This window comes from Salinimicrobium tongyeongense, assembly GCF_026109735.1.
GTDB classification, from domain to species: domain Bacteria; phylum Bacteroidota; class Bacteroidia; order Flavobacteriales; family Flavobacteriaceae; genus Salinimicrobium; species Salinimicrobium tongyeongense.
The window spans coordinates 1,340,711-1,358,623 of the sequence record NZ_CP069620.1 but is presented as its reverse complement, the minus strand read 5'-3'; the positions used below and the strand labels follow the sequence as shown (position 1 = coordinate 1,358,623).

Annotated in this window: 21 protein-coding genes; 16 read left to right on the top strand and 5 right to left on the bottom strand. The window is 43.9% G+C overall.

Going from position 1 to position 17,913, the window contains the following annotated elements:
- Positions 1-14 precede the first annotated feature (14 nt).
- Entirely contained in the window at positions 15-896 is an 882-nt protein-coding gene (locus tag JRG66_RS06015) for a DMT family transporter (RefSeq protein ID WP_265164930.1), read from the top strand.
- 75 nt (positions 897-971) lie between these two features.
- Positions 972-1,145 carry a hypothetical protein gene (locus JRG66_RS06010; RefSeq protein WP_265164929.1) on the top strand — a complete coding sequence of 58 codons (174 nt, stop codon included), beginning with the start codon at positions 972-974 and terminating at the stop codon, positions 1,143-1,145.
- 137 nt (positions 1,146-1,282) lie between these two features.
- Here JRG66_RS06010 and JRG66_RS06005 read toward each other — a convergent pair whose 3' ends face one another.
- Together JRG66_RS06005 and JRG66_RS06000 are read right to left on the bottom strand one after the other, a co-directional pair.
- The gene (locus tag JRG66_RS06005; RefSeq protein WP_265164927.1) at positions 1,283-3,349 is read right to left on the bottom strand and encodes a M16 family metallopeptidase; all 2,067 of its coding nucleotides are present in this window, start codon (positions 3,347-3,349) and stop codon (positions 1,283-1,285) included.
- A 14-nt stretch (positions 3,350-3,363) separates the two neighbouring features.
- Positions 3,364-4,683, bottom strand: a complete 1,320-nt coding sequence (locus tag JRG66_RS06000) for a M16 family metallopeptidase (protein ID WP_265164926.1) — start codon at positions 4,681-4,683, stop codon at positions 3,364-3,366.
- Positions 4,684-4,855: 172 nt separating this feature from the next.
- Here JRG66_RS06000 and JRG66_RS05995 point away from each other — a divergent pair, with 172 nt between their 5' ends.
- The 5 genes from JRG66_RS05995 to JRG66_RS05975 all read left to right on the top strand — a co-directional run bounded on the left by JRG66_RS05995 (position 4,856) and on the right by JRG66_RS05975 (position 6,937).
- Positions 4,856-5,320, top strand: a complete 465-nt coding sequence (locus JRG66_RS05995; protein ID WP_265164925.1) for a DUF4199 domain-containing protein — start codon at positions 4,856-4,858, stop codon at positions 5,318-5,320.
- A gap of 93 nt (positions 5,321-5,413) precedes the next feature.
- Positions 5,414-5,902, top strand: a complete 489-nt coding sequence (gene rplU / locus JRG66_RS05990) for a 50S ribosomal protein L21 (protein ID WP_265164923.1) — start codon at positions 5,414-5,416, stop codon at positions 5,900-5,902.
- A 27-nt stretch (positions 5,903-5,929) separates the two neighbouring features.
- A complete protein-coding gene (gene rpmA / locus JRG66_RS05985) occupies positions 5,930-6,190 on the top strand; it encodes a 50S ribosomal protein L27 (protein WP_265164921.1) in 261 nt (86 codons plus the stop codon).
- Positions 6,191-6,281: 91 nt separating this feature from the next.
- Entirely contained in the window at positions 6,282-6,596 is a 315-nt protein-coding gene (locus tag JRG66_RS05980) for a hypothetical protein (protein ID WP_265164919.1), read from the top strand.
- A gap of 23 nt (positions 6,597-6,619) precedes the next feature.
- Positions 6,620-6,937, top strand: a complete 318-nt coding sequence (locus JRG66_RS05975) for a putative signal transducing protein (RefSeq protein ID WP_265164918.1) — start codon at positions 6,620-6,622, stop codon at positions 6,935-6,937.
- A gap of 103 nt (positions 6,938-7,040) precedes the next feature.
- On the opposite strand, the gene ahcY is transcribed toward JRG66_RS05975, so the two are convergent.
- Entirely contained in the window at positions 7,041-8,357 is a 1,317-nt protein-coding gene (gene ahcY / locus JRG66_RS05970; protein WP_265164917.1) for an adenosylhomocysteinase, read from the bottom strand.
- Between the two features lie 62 nt (positions 8,358-8,419).
- Here ahcY and JRG66_RS05965 point away from each other — a divergent pair, with 62 nt between their 5' ends.
- From JRG66_RS05965 to JRG66_RS05925, 9 genes are all read left to right on the top strand, one after another.
- Complete coding sequence (locus JRG66_RS05965; protein WP_265164916.1) at positions 8,420-9,055, top strand: 4'-phosphopantetheinyl transferase family protein; 636 nt, start codon at positions 8,420-8,422, stop codon at positions 9,053-9,055.
- A complete protein-coding gene (locus tag JRG66_RS05960; protein WP_265164915.1) occupies positions 9,055-9,762 on the top strand; it encodes a phosphoglycerol geranylgeranyltransferase in 708 nt (235 codons plus the stop codon). The genes JRG66_RS05965 and JRG66_RS05960 overlap by 1 nt, the downstream gene beginning before the upstream one ends.
- An 82-nt stretch (positions 9,763-9,844) precedes the next feature.
- A complete protein-coding gene (locus tag JRG66_RS05955) occupies positions 9,845-10,105 on the top strand; it encodes a YkoF family thiamine/hydroxymethylpyrimidine-binding protein (protein WP_265164914.1) in 261 nt (86 codons plus the stop codon).
- A complete protein-coding gene (gene pnuC, locus JRG66_RS05950) occupies positions 10,089-10,724 on the top strand; it encodes a nicotinamide riboside transporter PnuC (RefSeq protein WP_265164912.1) in 636 nt (211 codons plus the stop codon). Before JRG66_RS05955 ends, pnuC begins: the two co-directional genes overlap by 17 nt.
- The gene (locus JRG66_RS05945) at positions 10,682-11,245 is read left to right on the top strand and encodes an AAA family ATPase (RefSeq protein ID WP_265164910.1); all 564 of its coding nucleotides are present in this window, start codon (positions 10,682-10,684) and stop codon (positions 11,243-11,245) included. The genes pnuC and JRG66_RS05945 overlap by 43 nt, the downstream gene beginning before the upstream one ends.
- Before the next feature lie 4 nt (positions 11,246-11,249).
- Positions 11,250-12,800: a DUF4301 family protein gene (locus JRG66_RS05940; protein ID WP_265164908.1), complete on the top strand. Its 1,551-nt coding sequence runs from the start codon at positions 11,250-11,252 to the stop codon at positions 12,798-12,800.
- A 1-nt stretch (position 12,801) separates the two neighbouring features.
- Positions 12,802-13,206, top strand: a complete 405-nt coding sequence (gene arfB, locus JRG66_RS05935) for an alternative ribosome rescue aminoacyl-tRNA hydrolase ArfB (protein ID WP_265164907.1) — start codon at positions 12,802-12,804, stop codon at positions 13,204-13,206.
- Between the two features lie 184 nt (positions 13,207-13,390).
- Positions 13,391-13,729: a hypothetical protein gene (locus JRG66_RS05930; RefSeq protein ID WP_265164906.1), complete on the top strand. Its 339-nt coding sequence runs from the start codon at positions 13,391-13,393 to the stop codon at positions 13,727-13,729.
- Positions 13,730-13,998: 269 nt separating this feature from the next.
- Positions 13,999-15,342: a sigma-54-dependent transcriptional regulator gene (locus tag JRG66_RS05925; RefSeq protein ID WP_265164905.1), complete on the top strand. Its 1,344-nt coding sequence runs from the start codon at positions 13,999-14,001 to the stop codon at positions 15,340-15,342.
- On the opposite strand, the gene JRG66_RS05920 is transcribed toward JRG66_RS05925, so the two are convergent.
- Together JRG66_RS05920 and JRG66_RS05915 are read right to left on the bottom strand one after the other, a co-directional pair.
- Positions 15,332-15,739 carry a hypothetical protein gene (locus tag JRG66_RS05920; RefSeq protein ID WP_265164904.1) on the bottom strand — a complete coding sequence of 136 codons (408 nt, stop codon included), beginning with the start codon at positions 15,737-15,739 and terminating at the stop codon, positions 15,332-15,334. The two genes, JRG66_RS05925 and JRG66_RS05920, sit on opposite strands and share 11 nt — an antisense overlap.
- A complete protein-coding gene (locus tag JRG66_RS05915; RefSeq protein WP_265164902.1) occupies positions 15,700-17,745 on the bottom strand; it encodes an ATP-binding protein in 2,046 nt (681 codons plus the stop codon). Before JRG66_RS05915 ends, JRG66_RS05920 begins: the two co-directional genes overlap by 40 nt.
- Positions 17,746-17,913 lie beyond the last annotated feature (168 nt).

The following is a 17,913-nucleotide window of genomic DNA, read 5'->3' as shown; positions in this document are numbered from 1 at the left end:
GTTCAAATTTTGATATGCCCAATAGTAGCCTTAAATGGATTTATCTTTGCCTGCTTGCCCTGGTTTGGGGCAGTTCTTTTATCCTCATCAAAAAAGCTTTGGTCGGGTTGTCTGCCTTGCAGGTAGGGTCGTTGCGAACAGTGTTTGCAGCTTTATTTCTGATCATGATTGGCCTTAGGTCTCTAAAATACATAAAGGGGAAGCAGTGGCTGTGGATTGGCATTTCAGGCTTTTTCGGAACTTTTTTTCCCGCTTATCTTTTCTCTTTTGCTGAAACTGAAATAGACAGTGCCATTGTTTCCATTCTCAATTCCACCACGCCTTTACTGTCTATGCTGGTGGGCATAATAGTCTTTGAAGCGGCTTTTGTGAAAAAGAAATTTATAGGGGTCATTGTTGGCCTGGCGGGAACCACAGCTTTGATATGGAGTGGAGCCACGCTTAACCCCCATCAAAATTACTGGTATTCTTTACTGGTAATTTTAGCTTCCCTTTTTTATGGCTTTAATGCCAACATCATTAAAAGGCATCTGCAAACCCTGCCCGCCCTGGCCATTACTACGGGTAACTTTATGGTAATTGTATTGCCCGCTCTCGTTGTGCTCGCCAGTACCGGATTCTTTTCTGAAGAAACACTGTCTGCACCAAATGTACCACTGAGTTTACTGTATATAGGCATACTCGGAGTGGTGGGAACAGGCGCAGCTTTAATTGTTTTTAATAAGCTCATTCAGATCTCAGATCCGGTATTTTCTACTTCGGTTACTTATCTGGTGCCTATAGTGGCGGTAGGTTGGGGAATTCTTGACGGAGAGGAATTTACCCTGGTCCAGCTCTTTTCCGGAGTGATCATCATTATGGGAGTGTTGATCGTAAATAGCAGGAAAAAAAATTAGTTAGGGATGCATTTGGAGTGTTTTTAACTATTTCTTAACTTTACATTGCTATTGAATTTCTAATCCCTATATGAAATGAAAAAGAGACTATTTTTTGGGTTTGCGTGTTTTGTTGGATTCTCTCTTTTGATTGCCTGGCAATTTGCAGCCGCTGAACTTGCTGATCTTCAGAAGCAAGAGGACATGACCGTAGAGAAGGAGAGTACAGAACTGGTTGCCGCCCAGCCGGAGAGCCATCTGTTTCTTTAAGTCAAAGCCCTATTTGGAACTGACAAAATCTTGTTAAAAATTGCCCTTTGTGAGCAGTTTTTATCTTTAGCTATTGTTAAAAAAAGCCGGTACATCATTGTACCGGCTTTCAGTTTGTTTAAATAAAGCTTACTTCCTTATTCAAAGTCGGCATCGGTTACATTTTCGTTCACCATGATTTCGCTTATCTCGAAGTTCAGGTTCATTGCGCCCATGCTTTGAGATAGCCCGAATGGGAATTTCACTCCTTCAACTTCGCGGTAGTCGCTGTAAGTGATGGGGATTGTCATTGTTTGTGGCCCCTGGGTCATGGTCTTTACCTGCTTCAGTTTTAATCCGCTGTCTTTGCTGTAGTAGTTGGTAGTGGTTTCATCCATTTTAACAGCATAGGCTTCCTGCCCGTCTACATCTTCAATCCCTTCTAAAGTGGCATTTTCGGCGATCAATTCAGGAAAAGGATGAGCTTCGGCTTTTGCGGCCGTTATTTGTTCTTCGGTATAAGGGATCTTTTGGCCCTGTGCAGCGACAAAACCTGTAGCCCCGTTGAAGATCTGTTTTTGCATAACATTTCCACCCATAGAGATCACGGTAGAAGCTTTTCCGGAAGAAGTAACTTTGGTTTCCAGATCCATTTTTTGCCCCTGGATTTCGGCCTGTGCGATCATGTAAACCGATTCAATGTCGTTAACGGCATCTTTTCCGCCAATGGCCTGAATATATTTGTCAAATACTTTTGCAGCAGTCATTGAAGGGTCTGCCTTTTTGTTGAAATCGGGTTTTTCAATGGCATTGGCGTATTTGTCAAAATACTTCACCGGAATATCTTTTCCGTTATAAGTGAGTTTTTCAAGGGCACCGGCTACTTCACTACCTTTTCCCACAACCACAATCCTTGCATTGTTGGCCAGGTAGTACTTTTTAGCTACACGCTGAATATCTTCGGCAGTTACCGCATTGATCTTCTTCAGGTAAGTCTGGTAGAAATCCTGCGGCAGGTTATCGGTTTCAATGTTCAATGCGTATTGAGCGATGGTTGACGGGCGTTCAAGGGCCAGTACAAAATCTCCTGTGTATTTTGCCTTGGCATTGGCCAGTTCTTCTTCAGAAACTTTTTCATTTCTAATCCTGTGCAGCTCATCAAGAAAAGCCACCACGGCAGAGTCTGTAACTGCATTACGCACGCTTGCGCTTGCAACAAAACGGGCAACATATTTGTCGTCTCCCGTGCTGGAGTAGGCGCCATAAGTGTAGCCTTTATCCTCCCGCAGGTTTAGGAACAGCCTGGCTTCACCACCGCCACCTAAGATCTTGTTGGCGATCAATACAGGGAAGTAGTCTGGATCACCTTTTTGAAGCTGAATGGTGTTGGTAACCTGCACTTCACTTTGTACTGCATTTGGGAAATCAACAAAATTCACCTGGGTTTCGGGAACATTACTAACTTCTTGAAGTGAGTTCTTTGGAAGGTTACCTTTTTTCCAGGTGCCAAAATTCTTTTCAACAAGCTTCTTTACTTCAGGGGTCTTTACATCTCCAATAACCACTAAATATGCATTTTGTGGCACGTAATAGTTGTTGTAGTAATTTTTAATATCGGCCAAAGTTAAGCCCTCAATAGTTTCTTTTGTAGAGAATTCCCCGTATGGGTGGTTCTTTCCGTAGCTTAGGGCAGCGCTTAACCTGCGGGCATTTGAAGCCACATCTTTTTCTGAAGCTTTCAGGTTTTCAAGGGCTCTTTCTTTTTCAGTATTAAATTGTTCCTCTGTGAAATTTGGGTTCAGGGCACCTTTAGACATTAACTCCAAAACCCGGGGGAAATATTTTGAGAGCGTATTGGCTGAAGCGCCACGAGAAAAGAAATTCACGTTTGCTCCAAGATAGTCTATCTCCTCATTGAATTCGTCTTTTGGAATATCTTTGGTTCCTTCTCCCAGTACAGAGCCCATAAGCCCCGCAACTCCTGCTTTGTCACCCTCAGCATGTGGAGGGTTGTCCATGGTAAGCGTCATGGAGACACGTGGTAATTTGTGGTTTTCTACTACCAGAACTTTAAGGCCATTCTCCAGCTTAAAGGTTTCCGGCTTTTCGAGGTTGATTTTGGGTGCAGGGCCGGCTTTTGGTTGCTGGCTTCGATCTATTTGTTGTGCCTGGATTCCTGTTGTCGCCAGGAATAGAAGTGCTAAGGCTATAATTTTATTCTTCATCGTAATTTTTTATTTTATTGTTCAGATTCCTTTGGAAGGTATTCCAGTTCAACCCGTTGATTTGGATTAAGATATTTTTTAGCAACATCTCGTATTTCTTCACGGGTAATAGATCTGTAAATGTCTATTTCCTTGTTAATAAGGTTAGCATCTCCATAAAGCATCTGGTAGGTTGCCAGGGAGCTGGCAATACCTGCAACAGTACTGTTGGAATTCACGTATCTGTTCTCAAATTTGTTCTGAAGCTTTTCGTATTCCCTCTGGCTAATAAGTTCTGTTTGAAGCTTGTTGATCTCTTCATCAATTTCACTTACAAGAGTGTCTAAAGGCGTTTGGGCTAACGGAAGGGCAAATACTATATATTGCCCATAATCTTTTTGAGCAAGATTAACCGCAGCAACTTCAAGAGCCTGTTTTTGATCATCTACAAGTTTCTTGTAAAGGCGGGAAGACTTACCATCAGACAGAACTGAAGATACCATGTCTAATACGTAAGCATCTCTCTCGGTCATGCCGGGAGTTCTATAGCCAAGCAGGATGGCAGGGATCTGGATGTTTGAATCGTAGGCTGTAGCCTCAATGGTTTGGGTTATAGGCTCCTCTTCCGGAAAGTTTCTGGTAACTTCTTTACCTCCGGGAATAGGGCCAAAGTAAGCCTTGATAAGATCTTTGGTTTCGTTAATGTCTATATCACCAGCAACTACAAGAGTAGCGTTGTTCGGTTTGTAGTAAATGTCAAAGAATTCTTTGAATTCTTCAAGGGTTGCGGCGTCAAGATCCTCCATATAGCCTACGTTTGGATCTTTATACGGGTGCTTTTCAAAAAGTTTTGAAGAAATTTCGTTGACCAGGTTTCCATACGGAGCATTATCATAACGCAACCTTTTTTCTTCCTTTACAACTTCATTTTGGGTGTCAACGCCCGATTGTTTGATCACCGGGTGCAGCATTCTTTCAGATTCCATCCACAGACCCAGCTCCAGGTTGTTTGACGGAAAGATCTCATAGTAATAGGTACGGTCGTTGGAGGTGTTGGCATTGTTGGACCCTCCGTTAGATGAGACCATTTTAAACCATTCTCCCTGGCCAATATTCTCGGTGCCTTCAAAAAGGAGGTGTTCGAAAAAGTGGGCAAACCCGGTTTTGTTGTTTATTCGGTCTTTACCTCCCACATCATACATCACGGCGGTGGTTACGACCGGAGCTGAATTGTCCTGGTGAAGTATCACATCAAGACCATTGTCTAGTGTGTACTCTACAAATTCAACTTCCTGAGCTGTTCCTGTTGCACCAAGGAACAAGCCAAAGGCAGCTAACTTAAGTTTGTTGATCATTATATTATGGTTTATCATTAAATACTTTTTATAAGTAGGGGGAAGTGAGAATTTGTTACAGGAATCCAAATTCCTGAAAGGCAAAATGTACAGAAAATTCTAAATTAACAAGCTATTAAGGCTTATTTCCTCTTATTTTTTGGAAATTTATAAAAATCACAAAAACCAACACATGAAAAGATCATCTGTTCCATTGATGTATGGAATTTATATCGCGATCGCGTTAATAGGCTATTTCTTGTTGTTATCTTTGTTTGAATTGCACAAGAACCCTGCTTACAGTATTTTCAATATGGTTATTACCGGCGGCGGTATTTTTCTTGCCATTAAGAAATACCGCGATAAAAAAGTGGGTAAATTCAAATATCAAAAAGGGTTCATGGCAGGCCTAACAGCCGGATTTATTGCGACCATTCTATTTACTGCTTTTTTTGCCGTCTATACCAGTGAGCTAAACCCCAATTTTTCTGAAGAACTTATTACCATGTGGGAGACCGATTGGTTTGTGCCAATTGGCATGCTCATTTTTACCGTTGCTCTTATGGGTTTTGCTACTTCTCTTGTAGTTACCCTGGCAATAATGCAGTTGTACAAACCTTCCTGGAATACTGCTGAGGGTAAGAAACATACATATTAAATAAAGCCTTTGCAAATTAATTAATTAGGAGTATATTTGCACCCGCCTTGAAAAATCTCAGGGCGAGATCGTAAACCCTTAATTAAAGACGCTATGTACGCAATTGTAGAGATAGCAGGGCAGCAATTTAAAGTTGCAAAAGACCAGAAGGTATTTGTTCACAGGCTTGCAGGAGAAGAAGGAGACAGTGTTTCTTTCGATAAAGTTCTTCTTACAGGTGATGGTGACGATATTACGCTTGGCGCCCCAGCTATAGAAGGAGCTTTGGTTGATGCTAAAATCACCAGGCACCTAAAAGGAGACAAAGTAATTGTCTTCAAAAAGAAAAGAAGAAAAGGTTACCGTGTAAAGAATGGACACCGCCAGGCTCTTACCGAAATTTCTATTGAAGGAATTTCAGTAAACGGTAAAAAAGCAACTTCAGCTAAGAAAGAAGAAGCAAAATCAACTAAAGAAGATAAAGCTTCCAATAATGACCTTAGCAGCAACACAGTTGCCGAACTTCGAGAAATGGCTAAAGAAAAAGGAGTTGAAGGATATTCTTCAATGAAAAAAGCCGAATTGATAGCTGCTTTAAGCTAAACGTTTAACCGTAAAAAGTAAAAAGAAATGGCTCACAAAAAAGGAGTTGGTAGTTCCAAGAACGGTAGGGAATCAGAATCGAAACGCTTAGGTGTGAAGATCTTTGGAGGACAGGCTGCCGTTGCCGGAAACATCATCGTTAGACAAAGAGGTACTGCTCACAATCCAGGTGAGAATGTGTATGCAGGAAAAGACCATACTTTACATGCCAAAATTGACGGTATTGTAAAATTTACTAAAAAGAAAGACAACAAGTCTTACGTTTCTATAGAACCGTTCCAGGCTTAAGAACTTGCTTTTTAAGATACTATAATCAACCCTTCTGAATTTATTCAGGAGGGTTTTTTTATCTTTATAGGAAACCTTAAAATTCAGGATCATGAAGTACTTCACCATTTACTCCACAAAAGACCCGAATGAAATAGCTGTCCTGAAGAGGGTGTATACCGAAGAAGGTCTTGATTACCGGGTAGAACCTGATGAGACCGGAAAAGTAAAGAGGGTGCAGGTAGCCGAAGAAGACAAAACCCGTGCCCGAGAGCTCCTGGATCAAACCGGCTTCCTTACCGTAAGTCAGGTTCACGCACCTGTGCGCCGCAGTTTGAGGGCAAAGAGATGGATATTTATCTTTCTGGCAGCCATTATTCTCATCATAGTGGCCGTGGTGATTGTCATGTTCATGAATGTGGAGTAAAAACTTATACCAACCAGGAAATTATGAGCTATTCTGCCATTTTTGAGACTTCAGCACAAAACCAGGTTATCCTGCTTAAAAATATTTTTGAGCAAAATAATGTGAGGTACAGGATTCTTGATGAAGCTGCCAATACCAATTTTGCACTGGGGGTAAGAATAGAGGTTCATGACCGTGATAAAAAGAGAGCAGAAGCCCTTCTGAGGGAAAACGGATTTTTAGATGGTTCTGCTTCAAAAGAAAGTGCGGTGTCTATGTCAAAATTCTGGTTGTGGCTGGTCATAGCCCTCATGTGTGTCATCTTCGCAGCCTTCTTCATCAATATGTTCATGAGAGGTTAAAAAAAATCCCCTCCAAAAATGTCATTTTTGAAGAGGATTTTACTTCTAATCTCGTACTTCTAATCTCGTACTTCTAATCTCGTACTTCTAACTTCGTACTTCCTTAGTATCTGTAATACTCCGGTTTAAACGGGCCTTCAACAGTTACACCAATATACTTAGCCTGTTCTTCAGAAAGTTCGGTAAGCTCCACACCAATTTTTTCAAGGTGAAGGGCAGCTACTTTCTCATCTAAATGCTTCGGAAGCATATACACTTTGTTTTCATACTGGTCAGTATTCTTCCAAAGTTCGATTTGTGCCAGGGTCTGGTTTGTAAAAGAGTTGCTCATTACAAAACTCGGGTGTCCTGTGGCGCATCCAAGGTTTACCAGACGACCTTCGGCAAGAAGGATGATATCTTTCCCGTCAATAGTGTATTTGTCCACCTGTGGCTTGATCTCAGATTTGGTGTTTCCGTAGTTTTCATTCAGCCACGCAACCTGTATCTCGTTGTCAAAATGTCCAATATTACAAACAATGGTCTTGTCTTTCATTGCCTTAAAATGCTCGGCACGAACGATGTCTTTATTCCCTGTGGTGGTGATCACAATATCGGCTTTTGGGAGTACGGTTTCAAGTTTCTTTACTTCAAACCCGTCCATTGCAGCCTGTAGGGCACAAATGGGATCAATTTCGGTTACTGTAACTATGGCGCCTGCACCCCTAAAAGACGCAGCAGTACCTTTACCAACGTCGCCATATCCGCAAACCACAACTCTTTTACCGGCAAGCATCACATCTGTTGCACGGCGAATGGCATCAACCGCACTTTCTCTACACCCGTACTTGTTGTCGAATTTTGACTTGGTTACAGAGTCGTTCACGTTGATGGCGGGCATGGGAAGGGTGCCGTTTTTCATGCGCTCGTAAAGCCTGTGCACTCCCGTAGTGGTTTCTTCTGAAAGTCCTTTGATGCCTTCGGCAAGTTCGGGGTATTTATCGAGTACCATGTTGGTGAGGTCACCCCCGTCATCAAGGATCATGTTTAGGGGCTTGCGATCTTCTCCAAAGAAAAGCGTTTGCTCAATACACCAGTCAAATTCTTCAGCATTCATCCCTTTCCAGGCATAAACAGGAATTCCTGCAGCGGCAATTGCAGCGGCAGCCTGATCCTGAGTAGAAAAGATGTTACATGAACTCCAGGTTACTTCGGCTCCAAGAGCTACAAGAGTTTCAATAAGCACAGCAGTCTGGATGGTCATGTGAAGGCAGCCGGCAATGCGAGCCCCCTTCAAAGGCTGCTCTTTTCCATACTCCTCACGCAGAGCCATAAGGCCCGGCATTTCGGCTTCGGCAAGTTCTATCTCTTTTCTTCCCCATTCTGCCAGGGAAATATCTTTTACTTTATACTGGGTATAAGGCACTGTTTTCGTTGACATATTATTATATTTGATTTAGCATTTTCAGAACTGCAAAAATACAGAATATCTAAGAGTTATATATGCCCCTTTACAAAAGAATAACAATAAATAAGGCCACTAACGTTCTCATTTGGAAGATCGAAGAGCCTTTTGAAGAGTTAAGTAAAGGTATAGCGCTCACCCCCTTATGCAGCGAAAGGGTGCAGGGCATGAAAAGTGATATTCACCGCCGCGGTTTTATGAGCGTGCGGCATTTGCTGGCCGAAGCAGGTTATGAAGACAGCGACCTTTTTTATGATGAAGCTGGAAAACCCCATCTGCGAGATGGCAAATATATTTCTATCACCCATTCTTTTAATTTCTCCGGAATTATTGTGAGCGACAGGGAAGTGGGGATAGATATTGAGAAGCAACGGGAGAAAATCCTTTTAATCGCGCCAAAGTTCACTCCTATTGAAGAATACCGCACCCTCGCAAACACCGATGCGCTCATTAGAAAGCTCACTATAGTCTGGGGCGCCAAAGAAGCCGTTTACAAGCTTTATGCTCAGCCAAAAGTGAGTTTTTTGCAACACATCAATATTACCGATTTCGATTTTGACGTCCAGAAAACCACCGGAAAGATCACTTTTAACGGCCATACCAGCTGGTACGAATTCGAGTTTACCGAATTTGAAGGTTTCACCTGCGTCTACACCCTTCGAAAAGTCTCTTAATGTCAAAAGTGCTTGACGAAATTATTTCTGCGGAAAAAGCCGGTGCCAGAATGCTGGCGGTATTAATAGATCCTGAAAAATTCGACTGCAGCACTGCTCAAAATTTTCTTCGGAAAATGCCCTTTTTGACTACCCATATTTTTATTGGGGGCAGTACCTGTACGCCTGAAGCGGTAGAAGAATGTACAAAAGCCATTAAAGCCGAAACCCATCTTCCCGTAGTGCTTTTTCCGGGTGACCACCAGCAAATTTCAGGTAAGGCCGATGCGCTCCTTTTTCTAAGCCTGCTCTCGGGGAGAAATCCCGATTACCTTATTGGGCAGCAGCTGAGGTCTGTGCCGCTAATTTCAAAAACCAGGCTTGAAATCATTCCCACGACCTATCTGCTCATAGATGGCGGAAAGGAAACTGCCGTGCAAAAGGCCAGTAAAACCCAGCCGCTTCCGCAGAATGATGTGCAACAAATCGTAGACACTGCCATGGCCGGAAAATATATGGGAAAACGCCTGGTGTACCTCGAAGCCGGTAGCGGCGCAAATATTCCTGTTGGGGCAGGGATAATTTCCGCAGTAAAAGAAGCCGTGCAATTACCCGTTATTGTTGGCGGTGGGATAAGAACAAAAGAGCAGCTAGAGGCGGCTTATACTGCCGGGGCCAATATGGTGGTGATAGGCACAGCCTTTGAAAAAGGGCATTTTTTTCTCTGATTTTCTCCAGCTACAGCAAAAGTTTTCAAAAAGGCCGGTTTTACGTCTTAATCTTCCTAATTTTGAGACAAAACTATAAGACATGCAAATTTCAGTAGAACTTGCTCTTACTCCGCTTCAGGATGATTTTGAAGCCCCAATTAAAGCCTTTATCAAGAAACTTCGCAGTTCGGGCTTGACCGTGATGGAAAATCCGTTGAGCACCCAGGTCTATGGCGATTACGACAAGGTGATGGAATTTCTTACTGAAGAGGTGAGGGAAACTTTTCAGGCTTCAGATCATGTGCTGCTTACCATGAAACTTGTAAAGGGAAACAGAAGCGACTATGCAGCCGATTTTTGATTTCTTCTTTCAGCAGTATTCAGATTATCCAACGCTTTACATAATTCTCGAACTCATTGCGGTGGTGTTCGGTTTTCTTTCGGTTTGGTATTCAAAGCAGGAGAATATCCTGGTTTACCCTACCGGAATTATTAGTACCGTTATTTTTGTTTATCTGTTGTGGCAGTGGGAGCTGCTGGGCGATATGATGATCAATGTCTATTACTCTACCATGAGCATTTACGGCTGGTATGTGTGGACGCGCAAGGTAGATGCCCGGCATTATATTCCCATTACCACCACCACTCAAAAAGAGCATTTTTGGAGCCTCATGATTTTTGTTGCTACCATGGCTTTTACTTTTGGGGTCTACGAGTATTTTGACAAGTGGAATAGCTGGACAGCTTATGTAGATACCGTGACCACGGCCATATTTTTTGTGGGAATGTGGCTCATGGCCAGAAAAAAACTGGAAAACTGGATCTACTGGATTGTTGGGGATATCATTTCGGTGCCCCTTTATTTCTACAAGGGGCTTACTTTTACAAGTTTACAGTACCTTTTGTTTACCATAATCGCAGTTTACGGATATAAAACATGGAAGAAGAGCTTGAGCAGCGGCGGTCACGTGATGTCATAAAAATTGTGCTGTTTGGACCCGAGTCTACAGGGAAAACCACCCTGGCCCAAATGCTGGCCCAACACTACAATACCCAGTGGGTGCCCGAATATATGAGGGAATACCTGCAAAAGAAGTGGGATGAACAGCAGGAGACCTGCGAACCTCATGACCTTTTGCCCATAGCCCGTGGTCAGATGGCCATTGAAAACCTTAAGCAAACTAAAGCCGATAAATATCTTTTTTGCGATACCAACCTGCTTGAACTGGTAGTGTACAGCCGTGCCTACTATGACGAATTTGTTGATCAAACGCTTCTTAAACATGCGTTAAAGGCACAGTATGATCTCTATTTTTTAACGTATATTGATGTTCCCTGGGTTGAAGATGATCTGCGCGACCGCCCTGAAGACAGGGAGCAAATGTTCGCCCGGTTCAAAAAAGCCCTGGACGACAACCATTTAGCCTACCGCATCCTGGAAGGTGACTTGCAGCAGCGGCTGGAAATGGCAGTAAAAATTATTGATCAACTAAAAAAATAAACCATTGGACTTTAGCGAACATGACATCTCCCACTTTAGGGAGAAAGGAATCTCTCCCGAAAAAGTAGAACAACAAATTGAGATCTTTAAAAGAGGAAATATCGTTGTTAACATCAGGGAGGCAGCTACAGTAAAAAACGGAATCCTCGCATTTTCCGAAGAACAGAAGAAACAGCTTACAGAGCTTTACGAGTCTCGAAAGGATGACCTCAATCTCCTTAAATTCGTGCCGGCATCGGGCGCAGCCACCCGCATGTTTAAAGCTTTTTACAATCTGCTAAAGGAATTTGATCCCGAAAATGACGACTTAGATGAATACATAGATCAAAAAAACGAGCAGAGCCTGGAGGTTTTTTTTAACCGTATAAAAGATTTGCCATTTTACGGGGAGGTAAAGGAAAGGGCTGCAAAAGCTAATCCTGGATATGAAGATATGCCCCAGGACCGGCAGCAGTACCTGTTTGTAAAATATATGCTTGAGGAAGATGGCCTGAACCTGGGCGATCAGCCAAAAGGTCTTGTGCCTTTCCATAAATATGAAGATCATCTTGCCTCCGCATTCGAGGAACATCTGGTTGAAGCTATAGATTATGCGGCTTCGGGAAAGAAGGTCCGCATTCATTTTACGGTTGCCAAAGAGCACAGGGAGAAATTTGAAGACGAAGCCCGCCAGGTAGTGCCGCGCCTGGAACAGGAAACAGGCTACAAATTCGAGATCAGTTACTCTTACCAGGATCCAAAAACCGATACCGTTGCGGTTACCAGAGAAAACGAAGCCTTTAGGGATGAAAACGGGCAGATCTTCTTTAGGCCGGGAGGCCACGGTGCGCTCATCCAGAACCTGAATGAGCAGGATGCCGACCTTATTTTCATAAAGAACATTGACAATGTGGTGATCCCGAAAAACCGGGAGCTTATGGCTTCCTATAAAAAGATGCTGGGAGGAAAGCTGCTGCAGCTCCAGGAGAAGGTTTTTAGATACCTGGAGCAGCTGGAGCGTGGAGCCTCAGAAGATAAGCTTCAGGAGATGGCAGCATTTCTTCAGAAGGAATTGAACGCCGGCCTTAGTGTAAATTTTGAGGATCTCAATGAAAAGGAGAAGCCTTCAGTAATAAAAAAACTTTTAAACAGGCCGCTTAGGGTTTGCGGGATGGTGAAGAATGAAGGCGAACCCGGCGGAGGCCCGTTTTGGGTGACGCACAAGAATGGTGAGATCTCTTTGCAAATCGTGGAAAGTGCGCAAATAGACCACGAAAATTATCAGCAGAGTAAAATTGCCAACGAAGCAACCCACTTTAATCCTGTAGATATCGTTTGTTCTACAAAAGATTACCATGGGGGCATATTTTATCTCGATACCTATGTAGACGAGGATACGAGTTTTATTGCAAATAAGACCAAAGACGGGAAAGAACTCAAGGCTCTGGAGCTGCCCGGCTTATGGAACGGCGGAATGGCGCGCTGGAACACCATTTTTGTTGAGGTGCCGGTAGAGACTTTTAATCCGGTGAAAACCGTGGCCGATCTTCTCAAGTCTTCACATCAGGTACAGTAAGTTGGATCAACAACAGCTCATACAGGAAGCAGAATACAAGGCCGTAAGAAGTTCGGGTGCGGGAGGCCAGAATGTGAACAAGGTCTCTTCTAAAGTTGAACTGCATTTTAAGCTGGAGGAGACCGCAGCACTTTCTGAAGAAGAAAAGCAGCGGGTATTGCAGAAGCTATCTTCGCGGCTCACAAATTCGGGGGAATTGATCCTGCAGTGCGATGAGTCGAGGAGCCAGCACAAAAATAAAGAAATCGTAACCCGGAGGTTTCTCGACCTTCTTGAACAGGCGATTGTAAAACCAAAGGTTCGCAAGAAAACTAAAACCCCCAGGGCCGCAAAACTGAAGCGGCTAAGGGAGAAGAAGAAAATTTCAGAAAAAAAAGCCACCCGAAAAGACCCTTTAAAAGATTAAACTGAGGAATATTTCTACAACAGGTTGGGGAAAAATCTAAATTACCTCAACTCAAAACCTTCTTAAATTTAAGCTAAAGCCCCTGTTTCACAGGGGTTTTGTGTTTCATGTCTCAGAATGGCGCGATTTTCCCTCTTTATTTACCAAACAAAACTAAAACACTAAACCCAAAAAACTTAAAGCTATGAAAAAGGTATGTCTTACAGTATTCGCCGCATCTGCAATGTTATTCTCAGCTCAAAATCTTTCAGCTCAGGAAGTAGCCCAGGCGCAGGTTGAAGTAGAGGAAACAGTGGTTCAAAGGGCCCAGGACGATTTTACGCAAATTGAAGTTCAGGAATTGCCCGCCGCTGTGCAGGAGGCAGTAGCGCGTGATTATGCTGAAGCTACAATTGCTGAAGCTTATGTGAAAGAGCACGAAGGCGCACAAAAATTTAAGCTGAAGTTGACCACTGCCGATGGTGAGGAGAAAGAGCTTTATGCCGATGCCGAAGGTAACTGGATCGATAAGGACAAAAAGTAAAGACGGGTCAAGGCAAGTGATCTGATCGCTACCACTAACTAAAGGAGAAACCGACTCCTGGTGGCAGATCTCCCGCGGAAGATGTATTACATGAGTAATTACTACCCCGGGACCGCCAACCTCCCGGTGTGGTATCAAGCCAACAGAGGAGATCTGAAAAATGGAGAATGTTCAAAAAAGGGAGCTATGATTGTAGCTCTCTTTTTTATGTTTATTTTTGGTCTTGAGGGGTTGGAAAACTGTAATTTTGTTTCTATTTAAAATCACCAATGGCCAAAATTCTCTTAGTTGAAGATGATGTAGCATTTTGCACGATGCTCAAAACTTTCCTGGTAAAGAAGGAATGTGAAGTTGATGCCGTGTACACTGCAACTGAAGCTCTTAATTTGGTTGCCAAAAACAAATATGACCTGGTAATTTCTGACGTGCGTTTACCCGATAAGGAAGGGCTCGAGATCTTACAGGCCGTAAATCAAAAAGGGGAGAAAACCGGGGTTATCATGATGACGAGCTATGCCGAGATAAGCATGGCCGTAAATGCCATTAAGGAAGGGGCCCTAGATTACATCGCCAAACCTTTTCACCCGGAGGTGATCATGAACGCGATAGAAGAAGCGATAAACAATCCCGGGAGCACCAAAAAAGCACCGGCAGCCAAAAAACCTGAACCTGCTCCCTCACAGGATACCTACATCAAGGGGGGAAGCGAGGCTTCCGCCAAACTCAACAACTACATAGATCTTGTTGCCCCCACCAATATGTCTGTGCTCATTATGGGCGAAAGCGGAACGGGAAAAGAGCAGATTGCAAAAAGTATTCATCAAAAAAGCAAGAGAAATTCAGCCCCCTTTGTGGCGGTAGATTGCGGTGCCATTCCGCGGGAACTGGCTTCCAGTGAGTTTTTCGGGCATGTAAAAGGCTCTTTTACGGGGGCGGTTAACAACAAGACCGGCCATTTTGAAGCAGCCAACGGCGGCACGCTGTTTCTCGATGAAATTGGAAACCTCAGTTACGAATTGCAGGTGCAGCTGTTACGAGCACTACAGGAGCGCAAGGTTAAACCCGTGGGCAGCAATGAAGAGATCCATGTGAACATCAGGGTGATAGCGGCGACCAATGAAGATCTTTCAGAAGCTGTCAAAAAAGGCGATTTTAGAGAAGATCTTTACCACCGCCTCAATGAATTTTCAATCAAAGTTCCTTCTTTAAAAGACCGGAAAGAAGACCTTATGGTGTTTGCCAATTATTTTCTTGACAGTGCCAACAAAGAACTGGAAAAAGACATTTCCGGTTTTTCTGAAAAGACCATTGCGGCCTTTAAAAAGTACAACTGGCCCGGCAACCTCAGGGAACTCAAAAATGTGGTGAAACGCGCTGTCTTACTTTCGGGCGGGGAATATATTTCTTCCAGTTGTTTACCTTCGGAAGTGCTCGCGGCCAAAGAGGAACATGAAGAACAGGATTTTAGCCTTTTCAAGAACAAAAATGAACAGGAAATGATCCTCGATGCGCTTGAAAAGACCCGTGGTAACAAAAGTAAGGCTGCAAAACTGCTTTCTATTGACAGGAAAACGCTCTACAACAAACTAAAGCAGTACGGCATTAACCTGTAATCTCTTCCTGAAGGTTTGCCAGGAGTTCGTTCACCTCTTTGGCAAGAGAAGGCACATCTACACTTTCGGTTTCTGTGCCACCGGCATTTTCCAGTATGGCTAGCTTTTGCACCAAATGAGGTACCTGCAGCTGCCTGAACATAGGCAACATCTTATGCGCTACGGCAGAGACCTTCTTATTTTGCCCTTTTTGAAAAGCTGTTTGCAGCAGGAGCAGGTTTGAGCGGGTACTTTCAATAAATGCGGTTAAAATGGCATCCATAGCCTCCGGGTCTTCTCCCGCAAAATTCCTGATCTCGGTTAAAGTATAATTTTTTTCTGCCTGTGAAGAGGAAGTAGCTGTGGGGGACGGACTTTTCAACTGCAGGTCGAGAAGATCGCTGATAAGCTGCAGCAATTCCCCGAAGAGTAAGGTTTTAAAAGGCTGCCGCTAAACCCCTTTTTCAGATAGTCTGCTGCACTAACGTCTGGCCTGCCCGAGAGGGCAATCACCGGAAGGTCCTGCAATTCAGGTTCTTTCCTGATTTTTCGGAGCAGTTCAAAACCGTCCATTTTTGGCATCTGTATGTCGGTAAGCACCAGGTTAGGCGCAGAAGCCCGTACTTCTTTTAAAGCTTCCTTTCCGTTATGGGCAGTGCGATAAGACATGCCGGCATTCCGGATCAATTCTTTTAACAATCCCAGTTGCGCGGGTTCATCATCAACAATGAGCACAGAGATTTTTTCGGGGTCAACCACGGGCTGGCTCCTGGGAGCCGTGGGTTGTTCGCTTACAGCGGCATATTCCACGGGGATATTGATCAAAAAAGTACTGCCCTTTCCCGGCTCGCTTTCCAGGCTTATCTTTCCGCCTAAAAGATCGGTGAGCTTCTTGCTTATAGATAATCCCAGCCCCGTGCCGCCATAGCGTTTTTCTATGCTGCTGTCTTCCTGCGAGAATTCTTCAAAAACCTTTTCTTTTTGTTCTTTTGAGATGCCAATTCCGGTGTCTTTCACTTCAATAAACAGGAAAGGTTTGTTTTTTTCCTGTTGCAGCCAGGCTTTTACCTGCACGCTGCCCTGAGGTGTAAATTTGCAGGCGTTGTTCACCAGATTGGTAAGTATCTGTTTTATTCTGAAGGGGTCTGTGATCACAGGCCTGTCCAGTTCGGGGGCTACCTCAACCAGAACCTCCACATCCCTTGGCTTTTCAGGTGGAACAGCGTTTTCAACAGTTTCTTCAATCAGGTTCTTCGGATTAAAAGCCAGAGTGTCAATAGACATTTTTCCAGCTTCGAGCCGTGAGAGGTCCAGCAGGTCGTTTACCAGGCGCAACAGGTAATCTGAAGATCGCTTCAGCTGTCGCAAATACCGGTTCTGGGATTTGTTGAGCTCACTTTTTTCCAGTAAACCTGTATAGCCAATAATGGTATTGAGCGGCGATCTTAAATCGTGAGTAACCGTGTTCATAAACTGTTCACGGCTGGTGAGCAGTGATTCGGCATAAACCTTTGCAGCTTCCAGTTCCTGCCTGTACTGCTGACTCTTGGAAACGTCTTTTACCACCAAAAACACAAAGGTGAGGATCACCAGTAAGCTTGCAATTGCCAGGAAGAGAATGATCCTGGAAGTATCTTCCACCGTATCTTGCCAGGCCTCCACCTGGTCCATAGACGCCATGCGTTCTTCGGCTTCCAGAGTACTCAATAAGGTGCGTAACCTGTTGTTGAGCTGTATTTCATTGGCCAGTAACTGGTCTTCTTTGCTTTCAAGTTCCTGCCGGTAAAGCCGCTCTTGCGTTTCCAGCTGGCCCAGCACGCTCTTTACCGAATTAACCAGCGAATCAATGGTTATTCCCGGCGGTTTTGGGTTTTGTTCGTTTGAGTACTGCAGCAGTTTTATAAGCAGTTGCCGCTGGTGCGGCTGCAGGTCTTTAAAACGCTGGTCGTAATTTCGGCTTTCAAAGTTTTCATCTACCCGCTGCAATTCTGAAAGTACCCGCGCGTAATAACTGTCGGTTTCTCCACGGGCCCTAAGCTCTAATAGTTCTTCAAGGTTTTCGGCCTTTTGGCTCAGCAAAGTATTTATGCTGTCAATTTCCCTGTCCAGAGAACTGTCAGTCCTGAAGTTTTGCAGCGAGGCAAGGGTGAATTTTATGGAATCAATTTTGGCATCGTAGGTATCCAGGCCTTCAATGTTGCCGCTTTGAATAAGTTGCCGGCTTAAACTTTCAGCTTCATACAGCTTGGTGGCGGCTTCCCCTACGAGTAGTAATTTCTGGTTTCCGGCATTACTGCGTTCGGTCAAACTGGTGTAACCGGTGACCTGGTTGTAGATAAACCACACCGCCAGTCCCATGAGAGAGGCCAGGATGATATAACCTGCAAAGACGGTGAAAGTTATGGATGCCTTCTTTTTTGCCATGATTTCTTTGAAAGTGTAAAATTAAAAGCTTTCTGAGCTAAACCTTCAAAAATTAGGTTAAATCGAAAAAAAGCATTTACCTTTGCCGCATCTCAAAGGGGTGCTAAGTCCTGTGAAAGCAGGAGGAAGCTGAGATCATACCCAAGGAACCTGGGCAGGTAATGCTGC